General features: G+C 40.7%; 9 protein-coding genes. 4 read left to right on the top strand and 5 right to left on the bottom strand.

Annotated elements, in window-relative coordinates; translation table 11 throughout:
• The first annotated feature begins 79 nt into the window (after window positions 1-79).
• From BVH04_RS15125 to BVH04_RS15110, 4 genes are read left to right on the top strand one after another with little or no spacing between them, the layout of a single operon-like run.
• Window positions 80-1,327, top strand: coding sequence for an ROK family transcriptional regulator (locus tag BVH04_RS15125; RefSeq protein ID WP_086542308.1), 1,248 nt, complete (start codon window positions 80-82; stop codon window positions 1,325-1,327).
• Window positions 1,328-1,348: 21 nt separating this feature from the next.
• A complete protein-coding gene (locus BVH04_RS15120) occupies window positions 1,349-4,636 on the top strand; it encodes a VCBS repeat-containing protein (RefSeq protein ID WP_086542307.1) in 3,288 nt (1,095 codons plus the stop codon).
• A complete protein-coding gene (locus BVH04_RS15115; RefSeq protein WP_086542306.1) occupies window positions 4,633-5,967 on the top strand; it encodes a vanadium-dependent haloperoxidase in 1,335 nt (444 codons plus the stop codon). The genes BVH04_RS15120 and BVH04_RS15115 overlap by 4 nt, the downstream gene beginning before the upstream one ends.
• A gap of 13 nt (window positions 5,968-5,980) precedes the next feature.
• Window positions 5,981-7,423, top strand: coding sequence for a sulfatase family protein (locus BVH04_RS15110; protein ID WP_086542364.1), 1,443 nt, complete (start codon window positions 5,981-5,983; stop codon window positions 7,421-7,423).
• Window positions 7,424-7,666: 243 nt separating this feature from the next.
• Here BVH04_RS15110 and BVH04_RS15105 read toward each other — a convergent pair whose 3' ends face one another.
• The 5 genes from BVH04_RS15105 to BVH04_RS15085 form a co-directional block, all read right to left on the bottom strand.
• Window positions 7,667-8,257 carry a hypothetical protein gene (locus BVH04_RS15105; RefSeq protein ID WP_086542305.1) on the bottom strand — a complete coding sequence of 197 codons (591 nt, stop codon included), beginning with the start codon at window positions 8,255-8,257 and terminating at the stop codon, window positions 7,667-7,669.
• Between the two features lie 261 nt (window positions 8,258-8,518).
• Window positions 8,519-8,896: a PH domain-containing protein gene (locus BVH04_RS15100; protein WP_086542304.1), complete on the bottom strand. Its 378-nt coding sequence runs from the start codon at window positions 8,894-8,896 to the stop codon at window positions 8,519-8,521.
• Window positions 8,897-9,088: 192 nt separating this feature from the next.
• On the bottom strand, window positions 9,089-10,951 hold the full coding sequence (locus BVH04_RS15095; RefSeq protein WP_086542303.1) for an FAD-dependent oxidoreductase: 1,863 nt from the start codon (window positions 10,949-10,951) through the stop codon (window positions 9,089-9,091).
• 6 nt (window positions 10,952-10,957) lie between these two features.
• On the bottom strand, window positions 10,958-11,812 hold the full coding sequence (locus BVH04_RS15090; protein WP_086542302.1) for an ROK family protein: 855 nt from the start codon (window positions 11,810-11,812) through the stop codon (window positions 10,958-10,960).
• 110 nt (window positions 11,813-11,922) lie between these two features.
• Window positions 11,923-13,524, bottom strand: coding sequence for a SusD/RagB family nutrient-binding outer membrane lipoprotein (locus BVH04_RS15085; RefSeq protein WP_086542301.1), 1,602 nt, complete (start codon window positions 13,522-13,524; stop codon window positions 11,923-11,925).
• Window position 13,525: the final 1 nt, after the last annotated feature.

Here is a 13,525-nt window from a genome sequence, read left to right as displayed (position 1 = left end):
ACACACGTTATCTTATTTTTTTAATAAAGTGTTTTTTTGAAAATCAAAAATTGCCGTAATTCAGGAATAACTTAACCCTATGCATTTAATAAATCCTCAGGAAGTAATCGACAAAATGGAAGGTGTGGTAGAAATTAAAAGCTACCTCAACAAAATCAAGATTATCAAGAACCTATACACTAAAGGTGCCAACACTGCAAGCGAGATTTGCGCTGAAGTTGGAATCTCCTTGCCAACAGTCAATTCACTGCTAGGCGACTTGATTTCGAGCGGAGAAGTAATCAAACAAGGACGCGCAGAGTCTCAGGGTGGACGTAAGCCAGATTTATATAGATTGGCTCCAGATGCTTTCTATGTGCTGTCCGTCGATCTCTCCAAGTTCAATATGAACCTTGCTCTTTATTCATGCAATCACACCATTGTGACAGAGAAGGAAAGTCATAGAATCAGTTTGGACAACGAAAAGGAAACATTTGAGCATATCTGTCAACTGATAGAATCTTACTTGATTAAGACAGAGATTCCCGCACAAAAAGTAATCGCGATCGGATTTTCCATGCCTGGTTTGACAGATTCGATTGGTGGTGTGAATTACACTTATCTCAGATTTGGCTCAAAAACACTTCTAGAAAACCTAGAAACTAGATTTTCAAAGAAAATATTCCTTGAAAACGATGCCCGCGCAATGACACTAGCTGAATTCAAATTCGCTACTGATCATCATTATAAGAATGTACTAGGCCTCTTTATTGGTTGGGGAATAGGGTTAGGAATCATCATAGACGGAAAACTATATCAAGGAGCATCTGGTTTTGCAGGAGAATTTAGTCACTCCCCAATTTTTGAATCCAGAGACGTGACTTGTATTTGTGGTAAAAAGGGCTGCTTGGAGGCTGTTGCATCTGGCACAGCTATCGTGAAGATGGCTGAGGCAGCCATTAAACTTGATAAGGACAGTATATTAGCAAGAATGGCTCGAAACCTAGAAGGTGGTATTGTTCCAAGTCTTGTGGTAGAAGCCGCCTTGGCTGGTGATCAGAGAGCAATCACCATCCTTTCCGAAGCTGGCTTGGATCTAGGAAGAGGCATATCTATGCTTATCCAAGTACTAAACCCTGAACTAATAATTATTGGCGGTTCTGTCGCTGAAGCAAATCAATATTTGATTACCCCAATTCAGCAAGCGTTGAACATATACAGCATGGCAAAATCACGTGAAAAATCTCAACTCGCCCTTTACAAATTAGGTGAAGATGTTGGCCTTTTGGGTGGAGTTGCTGTTGTGAATGAAAAGCTCTTTGAAGATTTAATCAGCAGACTAGGCTAAACCTCAGTTCTATATAAACTCATGCGTTTCCTTATTAAATCTAAAACAGTCTTAATACTGACGTTACGGTCTCTCATATTACTCCAACCAGTAAACACCCTTTTAGCTCAATCTCCTTCTACGAATTTTGAGAAAATCTCCAATAAAAAATCTGGGATTACTTTCAAAAATCAACTGAAAGAAGACGGGGAAAACAATATTCTACGCTATGAATATTTCTACAATGGTGGTGGCGTAGCTGTTGGAGATTTGGACAATGATGGCCTGGAGGATATATTTTTCACCGGAAACATGAGTCCCAATAAAGTTTACCGGAATCTGGGAAACTGGAAATTCGATGATATAACCAAATCTGCTGGAGTCGCAGGAAAGGATGTTTGGACTACAGGCGTAAGTATGGCTGACGTGAACGGGGATGGTTTATTAGACATTTACGTTTGTTATTCGGGTAAGGGAAAACCGGAATTCAGAGCAAATGAACTCTGGATCAATCAAGGTGATTTTACTTTCAAAGATGAAGCGACTGCCTATGGTCTAGCTGATCTTTCTAATAGTACTCAAGGTTTATTTTTTGATTTTGATAAGGATGGAGACCTAGATTTGTACTTGCTCAATCATCATATACAAGCTATCAATGAAATTGAATTTGATGAAGTAAAAAAAATCAGACACCCCTATGCTGGTGACAAGCTTTACAGAAATGATGATGGTAAATTCATCGATATCAGTGAGCAAGCAGGCATTCAAGGTTCTGCTTTGGGGTTTGGGTTAGGAATTGTTTCGTCAGATATTAACCAGGATGGCTGGCCGGATATACTAGTCACCAATGACTACATAGAGCCTGATTATCTATACATTAACAATGGTGACGGTACATTTACCGATCGTATGACTGAATATTTTCAGCATATTTCCCACTTCTCTATGGGGGCTGACATCTCAGATATCAATAACGATGGCAAGCCAGACGTCTATACCCTCGATATGCTTCCTGATGACAATGAGCGACAAAAGCTGCTCTATGGCCCCGAAAATTACGAACAATATGCTTTGATGATAAAGGAGGGTTTTCACCATCAAAGTATGAGGAATATGCTTCAGCTAAATCAAGGTGGTGGGCTATTCTCAGAAGTAGGTCAACTCGCAAACATTTCTAATAGCGACTGGAGCTGGTCTGCTTTGTTTTTTGACGCAACCAATAATGGTAAAAAGGATCTTTTCATCACCAATGGTTATTATCGGGACTATACCAACCGAGATTTTTTGAAGTACAAAGGAGATTACTATTTCAAGCAAGCGATCGCAAAGCAACAGGCTGACACGCTTCATCTGGTGACAACCATGACCTCCACTCCTATTCACAATTACATTTTTGAAAACACAGGAAACCTAGACTTTAAAGATAGGTCAACAGCATGGGGCTTTGGTGAAAAAGGATTTTCCAGTGGCGCGGCATACGCTGATTTGGATAATGATGGAGATCTCGACCTGGTGGTAAACAACCTGAATGAGCAAGCGTCAATCTATCAAAATGTAAGTCCTAGTAAAAATTGGATACAAATTTCACTTAAGGAAAATTCAGCAAATACATTTGCTCTAGGTGCAAAAGTGGAAGTATTCACAGGCTGGGAAAATCAAACGCTAGAAGTACAGCCCGTCAGAGGCTTCCAATCCTCAGTCAGTCCTAGGCTTCAATTCGGACTAGACGATCTTTCCATTGTGCCTTCGATTCAAGTTATATGGCCAGATGGTTCGCTGCAATTCATCGAAAACGTTCCTGCAAATCAACACCTCACTATTCAAAAAGAAAGTTCCGAACGCACTCAATCTTCTGTTAGGCCAGCTCCATTATTGGCTGAAAGTGATTTTGCTCCGGAATATAATCCTGAGCCAAATCAGTATAATGACTTTAAGCGTCAGCCTCTAATGCTTACCATGCCTAGCTACATCAGTCCAGTTTTATCGCAAGGAGACCTAAATAGCGACGGAAATCCAGAGGTTTTTATTGGCGGTTCAAAAGGGCAAGCTGGAAAAATAATGTCGTTTGAAAAAGGAGGTTGGAAGAACTATTCAGGCTTCAAGTCTTCTAATGAATTTACCGATGCAGTGGCTATTTTCGAGGATTTCAATGGAGATGGCCATCAGGATTTATTCATAGGAAGTGGAGGATATCACGATTACTTAGGCTCTGATGAATCCCTTTTGGATAGGCTTTATCTGAATGATGGCACAGGAAAAATGACAATGCAAAGCTCCTTTCCTGACTATAAATTCAGCACGGGAACTGCCCAGGCTTTTGATGCAAACGGAGATGGAAACTTGGATTTATTTGTAGGGGCGAGATTGATCCCTGGACGTTATCCGATCATCCCTGAAAGCAAATTGCTGATCAATGATGGCAGCGGTAATTTCACCGATCAGACAAAAGATTATCTGCCAAATTCAGGGAAAATAGGCTTAATCACTTCTTCAGAATTGATTGATTTGACTGGAGACGGGAGGCTGGATCTGATTCTCGCGGGAGAATATATGCCCATTACTGTCTTGATCAATACGGGAACTAGTTTAGAAAACAAAACATCTACTTATTTCAGCTCACCAGTTTCCGGCTGGTGGAATAAACTATCCAAAGCAGATTTAGATGGCGACGGGGACATGGATTTGATCGCTGGCAACTTTGGTCTAAACTCCCAATTCGAGGCTGATGAGAACAAAAAGCTCCGGCTTTATGCAGCAGATTTTGACCAAAACGGATCAATCGATCCTATCCTAGAATGCTTTGTGGGAGACAAAATGTATCCTTATCCGAGTCGTGATGAATTGCTCGATCAAATGGCAAGTATGAGAAGTCGATTCACAGATTACGCATCTTATTCGAAAGCGACAATGGATGATCTTTTTACAGTTCAGGAATTAGAAAATGCGCAGGTTTTGGAAGCAAATACCTTAGAATCAGTAGTTTTAGAAAACACTGGAAATGGCTTCAAAGTCAAATCACTCCCAAGGCTAGCTCAATCATTTCCTATCTTTAGTATATTACCAATCGACCTGAATCAGGATGGGAACATGGATTTGATTTTAGGAGGCAACCAAACCTATACAAGAATACGAATTGGATTGATGGATGCCGGACTTGGTCTGGTACTAATAGGTAATGGTGACGGGAATTTCACTCCACTCAGTCCCGCTGAATCTGGTTTAGCTATCAAAGGAGACATAAAATCTATTTTGCCAATCAAAATAAACTCAGAAGTCCAGCTTCTTTTTGGAATCAATCAGCAACCGCTGGAAAGTTATAAAATCAGATGAGTCAACTAATAAAATCCTCTTTTACTTTATTAATACTCATTTGCTTAGTGATGAATACTTCCTGGGCTAGGCCAAAGGATATCAACTGGCCTAAACTCTATTCTCAGCAACTATTTCACATTACCGAAGTGATGGTCACTGATGTGGCGAGTCCTCCCGTTGCTGCTCGGATTTATGCCTATTCCAACCTTGCTGCTTACCTAATCGCAAAAGAATCCGGCAACGGGTTTGAAAATCTAAATATCCTGGACCAAACCTATCTAGCAGAGCAAGATTGGGAAATCGCAGTTTCCGGGATCAAATCACCTGAATTTGCGGCAATTTACGCCATGCTCAAGGTAGGTGAAGCCATCATGCCTTCCGGCTATCTTTTGAAAGAAAAACAATCAGAGTGGACAGAAACCGCATTAAAGGCAAAAATAATTTCTAAGAAAGAACTTCAGGCACATATAGCTTTTGCAGAGTCTGTCGCTGCCAAAGTAATGCAAGTGGCTAAAAAAGATGGATATCTTCAACTTTCTACATTGACCCGCTATACTCCTCAACAAGGGGAGGGCTTTTGGTATCCAACGCCTCCAGCTTACATCTCAGCGGTAGAACCAGAGTGGAAAACCATTAAACCTTTTTTCATACAAAACCTGGAAGAATATGAACCCGCACCCATGGCTCCTTTCGACATGAGCGAAGGAAGCTCTTTTCACAACCAATTGATGGAAGTATACAACATTACCAACGAATTGAATGAGGAAAGAAAGTTGATCGCCAACTTCTGGGATTGTAATCCTTTCAAAGTAGAGTTTTCGGGTCACATGGCAATCGGAGTAAAGAAAATTTCTCCGGGGGGACATTGGATTGGTATCACGGGAATTGCTGCTGAAAAAGCGAAACTTTCATTTGCAGAAACAGCCTATGTTCATTCGTTGGTGGGAATGGCTCTTCACGATGCTTTTATTTCCTGCTGGAAAGCTAAATACAAAACTGATAGAATCCGTCCAGAAACGGTGATCAATCAACAAATGGATCAGAGATGGAGACCGCTTTTACAAACTCCGCCTTTTCCAGAATACACCTCTGGCCACTCCGTAATCAGCAGAGCTTCAGCTATAGTTTTGACAGGTTATTTCGGAGATGATTTTGACTTTGTCGATAGTTCTGAAATCTATTTTGGTCTTCCAGAAAGACCTTTCAAATCCTTTCTGTTAGCTTCGGAAGAAGCTGCCATTTCTCGACTTTATGGCGGAATTCACTTTCGGGATGCCATAGAAAACGGAGTAAGTCAGGGAGAAAAGATTGGGAAGATGATTTGGTCAAAAGTTGGAAGTAAAGAATAAAAAAAGCAAAAATATGACCATATCGTATTCTAATCTACTTTTCCCTCTATTAATTGCTTTAGCCGCTTTTGCATCATTTCAAAATAAACCAGATGAAAAGGTAACAATTGAATCTCCAACCAAACCCAATATCATATTGATTTTCGCAGACGATATGGGCTATGGAGATCTGGGAGTTTATGGAGCGACAGAATGGAAAACCCCAAATCTAGATCAACTGGCAGCTGACGGAGTTCGATTTACCCAATTCTATGTGCCTCATGCTGTTTGTTCTGCTTCCAGAGCTGCATTGCTAACTGGGACTTACGCAAATAGATTAGAGATTTTTGGCGCACTGGACCATACTGCAAAGCATGGTTTAAACCCAACCGAAACGACCATCGCAGAAATGCTCAAAGGCAATGGTTATGCGACAGGCATGGTAGGAAAATGGCATCTGGGACACCTCGCTCCTTTCCTCCCTACTGAACAAGGATTTGATTCGTATTATGGGCTTCCTTATTCCAATGATATGTGGCCGCATCATCCTGAGGCTAAGGACTATTACCCACCACTTCCTTTGTATAGAAATACTGCTGTCATTGACACGCTAGACGATCAAAGTATGCTTACAACCAATTATACTGAGGAGGCTATTAAGTTTATAGAAAAGAGTAAGGAAGAGCCCTTCTTCTTGTATTTGGCACATAGCATGCCGCATGTTCCGCTTTTCGTTTCTGATAAATTTAAAGGCAAATCTGAACAAGGACTTTATGGTGATGTGATGATGGAAATAGACTGGTCTGTGGGTCAAGTACGAAAGAAATTAGAGGAATTAGGCCTAGCAGAAAACACCATTATCATCTTTACTTCGGACAATGGACCTTGGTTATCTTATGGCGGGCATGCAGGGTTGACTGCTGGTCTGAGAGAAGGAAAAGGAACTTCATGGGAAGGAGGAATCCGTGAACCTGGGATCTTTGTTTGGCCAAATCATTTCCCTGCTGGAAAAGTAGAAAACCAAGCTGCAATGACGATTGACATTCTTCCGACTTTAGCAGAAATAACGGGTGCCAAACTTCCAGAATTGCTGATTGATGGAAGTAGCATATTACCCATACTCGAAGGCAAAGAGATGGAGCCGAGACCATATTTCGCTTACTATAACAGGAATGAACTTCAAGCAGTAATTTATGGAAAATGGAAGCTCGTTTTTCCTCATAGCTATAGAAGTATTCCGGAAGGAACAGTGATGCCAAATGATGGAATTCCTGTGAAATACCACATGTTGAATTTGGAAAAAGCAGAACTTTTCGACCTTGCTGCGGATCCTGCTGAATCGACTGACGTTTCAAAAAGTAATCCTGAAATCCTGGCGAAATTAAATCAGTTTGCTAATGAGGCTAGAGTTGATTTGGGCGATGCTTTGACAGAATCTGAAGGAACTGGTATGAGAAAGGCTGGAAGAGTGGAGTAAATCAATTCGATTGGATTAAAGTCCTTCCTGCTCGACGTAGTCAAAAGTTATGGGTGAGGTTGCAACTACGCCCTAAAACCTCAGCATTCAGATTTTCACTGGTACTAGCTGATTCAATATCTTATATTTTGATTTCATTTTCATCACCGAATTGGATCCTGACTACTTCGCTGAATCCATTTTGATAGTCGAGCGTAGATATACTGCCAAAAGTCAAAAAGGACTACACTCAGAAAAAGTAATTCAGATCCTCATTCCACCGGACTGATTTTTAACCGAAGATCCACTTCGGATCAACTTCGAACCGACATAGATTATTGCCGGTCTGAGAAGTAGATAAATCCCCGCACCAATCAAAACAAGGAGTGAACCAATGCCCATAGGGAGAACAGCACCAAAAGTGTATGTCATACCAAAGACAAAACCCAAAAGACATTCTGCTCTATAAATTGGAAAGAAGAATGCAAGCGGGAGCAGTCCCAAAATCATATAGCCTGGCATATCCTGATTACCGGCAGCAAAAAAGAATGCGAGAAGTATCCCAAAAGACAAGGCCACTAAAAATCCAAATATGACCTGCTTTAGAAGGATAGATGTTTTCTGATCATTGGGACGATAGATTCTCTTTTGAATACGATAAGTGAGAAGCAAAGTCAGTAACGGAATCACAAGAATGCCCCACCAATTAGAAATAAGCGGTAAGGTTTCATCTGCCAGTACATGATGGCTTGGCACTCCGCCATGAAAATGATTCCACATTAAAAGTGCACCAATAGAGATAGATGCAAATCCTGCAAAATACAATCGGATTCTAAAAAATTCCTTTTCGTTCATAGGTTATCAATTTAGCAGATTTCCGAACATTATTTTCTAAAAATCCCGCTCGGCTTAGTCAAAAGTTCGTAGTGACCGGGTGCGTTTATAAGTTCACCCTACTATCCTTACCAATTTATAATTGGCTGAATTACAAAATTTTAAACTTATACCCAAAATAACGAATTAGAAATTCTTTTTGATAGTCAAGCTCAAGTGCGTCAAACGTCCTACTACATCCAGTGAGTTTGGACTACATAGATGAAAGTTAATTCTTCCTATTTACATCACCTTCCCGGCAAGGTATTTCTGAACTTCATACACATCGATGCTTTTATTGAATCTTTTGCTGACAGAAGGCAAATTCTCACTGGAGATCCAAATCTTAAGTTCCGCATCTAAATCAAAGGTACCCGCAGTTTCCAGAGAAAATCTCGAAATGCTTTTATAGGGCATGGATTTGTACTCTACTTTGCTGCCTGTCAGACCTTGGACATCTATTAGGATTAGACGTCTGTTGGTGAACATAAACGTATCGCGGATCAGCTGAAATCCCAGTTCGATCTGCTCGCCATCAGCGATTAATCTTCCGTACTTTTCTGTTAGTTTTTCAACAGAAACCTCACTTGAATTACCTAAAATCTTACCTAATAAGCCCATATGAATTTGATTTATGATTAGCTGATTTCCTTTACCTGTGTAGCTACTTTTTCACAAGCTAGTAAAAATACCTAATCAGGAAAACAATTGATCTAATCGACTTCGATCTCGGATGGATTGCTTGCCAAGCTTTCCACTCGCCAAAAGTCGAAAATAACCTTATGTGGGATTGGGAAAATGATGATGGACACCTCACTTCAAAAAAGTACCCTTCCAATCCACCGCTATTCCAAAAGGATCAATCAGTTCATTTAACAACACCGAGACCTCCAATCTAGTCAGTTCTGTTTCTGAAGTGAAATTCCCCGGTAATTCAGCTCGCTTCCATAACTCAGCTATTTCAAGAAGCGGGGTATTTGGTTTGATTTTTTCCAAAATCACTTGAAATCGCTCTCCCGTCAAGTAAGCTCCAGAAGCGCCCCAGAATTCTTTTAATTCAGGATAAATAGGTCTCAACCCATCTACTAACTCATATTCTGTCACCAATCGATCTGGATAAAACCAGGTTTGATTTGCCCAGAGATAGGGAACTCCCTCCCCTTTCAAAATCCCCGTGGCTCCGATTTTTTGCATTGCTATGAAGTTTTTATCACTGGGTTTCATATCTAAAAAAGGCATGATGTAAGCATTTTGAGATAATAAAGCAGCCTGAACTTCTCGAATGGATACGTCTTGCAGTTCTTTCTTTTCTTTGACCGCAACAGCAGCCAAAACTCCCGCGGCATGACCGATCCCTAAAACAACAGGCTGTAAACGTGAAGCTCCATTTACAATATTCGAAACTGAAATACTTTTCTCCGCTAGGATCAAGGCAGGATGCTCTTTTGGGATCAAAGCTCCGAGCGGAACATTATAAGAAGGCACTCGAATCTTGATAAAATCAATGGCAGGAGCATCTAGGTTCTTCTTGTGATGATGGTCTATCGTATAATCACCCACTGCAACCCCAGTTCTGTAAAGTGGACTTGGCGCGCTGTACGGGGTTCGTACATACGGCAATGTAAAATCCACCAAACCAACATATCGTCTTGACTCACGGTGGTACGGAATCATCGGTAGATTATCTTCAGTAGGATATTCATCCTCAGCAATTCCTAAATGCTGATATCCAAGATCATGTTGGATATAATAAATGAATCTAAGGCTTGCTTGCTTTGCTGCTTCTAGAGCCACAGTACGCTCCTCAGGATTCATTTCTACTATGTTCAAGTAATAATCATTCCCACAATTCGGCCAATTGATCATATACTTTCCATTGGGAAGTTTCCCATAATCAAGCATTTTCCCACAATCCAAGGTTGGATCCTTATCCGTAATCGGATCTGCGTGAGCACAAGCACAGGCAAATTCTTCCGGGTCATAATTGGCAGGTTTTAGAATGGTCTTATCAGCACCCTTCCCGTAATCCTGAAGTGTCACGACATAAGTCAGATCTTGAATGATGTCATTACTTTCCGCTGGCGCAAAGTTTTCTCCAATCTCATCTCTTGCATCCATCCCAAGCCGGTAAGGCAAACCCTGAGCTGCAGCCACATCTCCCAATTCAGTTGCATCGATTAAAATTGGAGCTTCTACCGTGTAGTTTTTTCCATTTTTTGAATAAGATACTGTCCAGGTTAGATCGGAATAGCTTGCCGTTTTCCATTCACTTTCAAAAGAAACTGTCAAATTATCCACTGAATTAGCCATTTCCTGAAGAATCTTATTTCCAACTTTAGGTTCGAACAGGGTATTGCTCACCCACCCAGTGGATAGCTTTTCCTCCCCTCCATAGTAATCTTCCAATTTTGATTTGAATTCTCCCCAAATTCCGGATGGAAGTCGGTGGTTTCCATCAATAGCCGAAACACCAGCCGAAGTCAGCATACCTCCCAACCACACAGTAGGCTCAATAATCAAAGTTTTAGTCCCTAATCTTCCTGCAGCAACTCCTGCAGCCGTTCCACTTGCTCCTCCCCCAACAATGATTAAATCATAATGAGTTTGGGCCGAAACAAACTGGGAAACTCCCACAAAAACCAAGATTAACAAATACGAAAGTCGCTTAAATTGCATAGAATATTATTTTGAAAGGAATGATAAACAGCTACCTATTAAAGCAGATTTCTCACCAAGTTCGGAAACTTTAAATGGTACAGAATAGCCCATCTTTTTTAGATAATCTTGAGTGGAAGGAAGGTAATGTGCAGAAGCCAAACTGATTTTACCTCCGAGAACTACACCTTCAGAATGCAATCTGACGAGATACGGAAATAAGAATTCACCCAATGCTCTGCCAAAAATCTCGAAAATCTTTTTAGGAATATCTGAGTTGAAATCTTGATCAAGCAGATCTTTAACTCCTGAAATCTCAGTTCCAAATTGATCTGAAGCGTACTTTATAAACCAAGCTGTTCCTAAATAATCTTCAGCTATTCCATCTCGAAATGGTGCAGTCCAAAGCTTCCCATCCTTAACTACATCAAAAACTTTGATCGCAGAACCCAGTCCGGTCCCTAAGGTAATTCCAATAGAGTTCTGGAATTCTTTCCCAGCTCCAGCAAAGCTTTCACCTGAAAGAAAAGCTTCAGCATCATTGGTAAAAACGATTTGAGAAGGTGCAATTTCAAGACTTTCAGCAAGTAAGTTTTTTACAGAAAGCTGATAAAGAGAAGCCATTTTCCCCTGATCTTTGATGAAAGAAACTCCATTCTCATAATCATATGGCCCTGGCATTGCAACACCCAATTTGTAGTTTGCAGATTCTCCAGCCACCTTCTTTACGACCTCAGCCCACGCTGAAATGATAGTTTCTTTATCTCCGAAGGTATTTACATCAGCTTCATTAAAATCTTCAAATGATGCTGTTTGATCTCCCGTATTGACTCGGGCAGCTGAGATATGTGATCCTCCGATATCTACTCCGATTAGTTTCATTCTGGGATAAAGCTAGTGACTATGTTCATAAAACTAATTTAAAAAGACAGAGGCTTTGAAATTAATCAAAGCCTCTGTCAGAAATCAAATAATCTATGATGGATAAGGAATTAATTATCTACATCCCACCATACGTTGTTAATCCAAGTATCTCCACCCATACTAGAAATACCATTAGCCAATCCTACTGGATTCGTAGTGCTTTCAGAAGCAGGGTATAGCTGTCTTCTTGGAATTTGACCAGAAGAGAAGTTTCCTGAATAATTAACTGGAGTCAACTCAGGATAACCTGATCTTTTCCAGTTGTTCCAAGCTTCAACAAAATTCGCGAAGATTCCGGTGGTAGCCCAGATCTGAGTATTGATCATTTTCAGCGATGCAGTTGCGTTGCTTGTATCCAACGGATTTGCAGAAGCATAAGCAGAAGCTTCTGAAGCCGATACTGTTCCTCCGCCAAATTTCGCAATAGAAGTCATCGCACCTTGCAAACCAGCAGCATAATAGGCTGAAGCGGAGCTCGGCACAGAATAACCTCTTGCAGCTGCATCCGCTAGCAAGAACTGAATTTCCGCATAGGTCAAAATGAAAACTGGTGCATCTCGATCTCTGTATATAGCAGTAGGTCTAGAATAATTACCAATTGGGGCAACGTCACCACCTGATCCTGTAGGACCGGGATAGTTTGGTGCGTTGGTAATATCTGTTGCACCACCTCTTAGGTCATATCCATTTGGCATACCTATCTGCGCACTTGGACTATTATTGCCCACTGCAGTTCCTTTATTTGCTGCCAAACCTGCTAAAGGAATTTCAGCAATAATTGACAAACGAGGATCATTATTTGATTTTAGGTAATCAATCAACTTATTTGACCAACGTACTTCATACACATCGTCAGTTACGTTTAGCGCATTTGCACTTGAATTGGAATATCCGTTTGCCTGATCAGATACCAAAACTGCTTCGTCTGCAGGAGATGCAAAAACACCACCGGCAATAGCTTTTTGAACATAAGACTTAGCAGTAGTTGGGTCCACATCTACTAATCGCATTGCCATTCGCAACATAATTGAATAGCCAAGTTTTTTCCATTTAGTCAAATCACCTCTAAAAAGGACGTCATTTTTGATTTGATCTCCTGAAGCGTTGATAGAAGTAAGAGCACCCTCAAGATCAGAAAGCATCGCCATGTATAACTCAGATTGTGAATCATACTTTGGCTGAGTGATTCCTGATTCAGCCTGCAATGCTTCAGAGTATGGAATATCTCCATAAACATCAGAAACAAACGAAAGAGTAAGAACTTTCCAGATTTCACCTACTGCAACTAAGTTGGAGAATCCTTTTTGCTCAGCAAGAGCCTGCATTTGATATACTCTGGATGCTGCTGAGAAGCCGTCATTCCAAACACTTTGGATATAACTGTTTGTACTACCAGATGCTAAATACTTGTCAGCATTTGAGTAATAATTGGCTCCTCCAGTAGAAGTGGAAGCCATTAATTGCACCCACATACTCTGAAAAAGAATTGCTCCACTATATCCAGTCATCATGTTGCCATAATTAAAGGAGACAGTAGGAAGAATAAGATTTGGATCGAATACATTTCCACCCGCACGGTTCGGGTCAGTATTGATATCAGCAAAATCCCCATCGCAGCTGGATACGGCCAATAAAATACCCGTAAGAAATATGGTTATATATTTTTTCATA

It is taken from the genome of Algoriphagus antarcticus (assembly GCF_002150685.1).
GTDB classification, from domain to species: Bacteria; Bacteroidota; Bacteroidia; order Cytophagales; family Cyclobacteriaceae; genus Algoriphagus; species Algoriphagus antarcticus.
The sequence above is the reverse complement of the archived record's forward strand: the minus strand, read 5'-3'. Positions and strand labels throughout refer to the sequence as shown.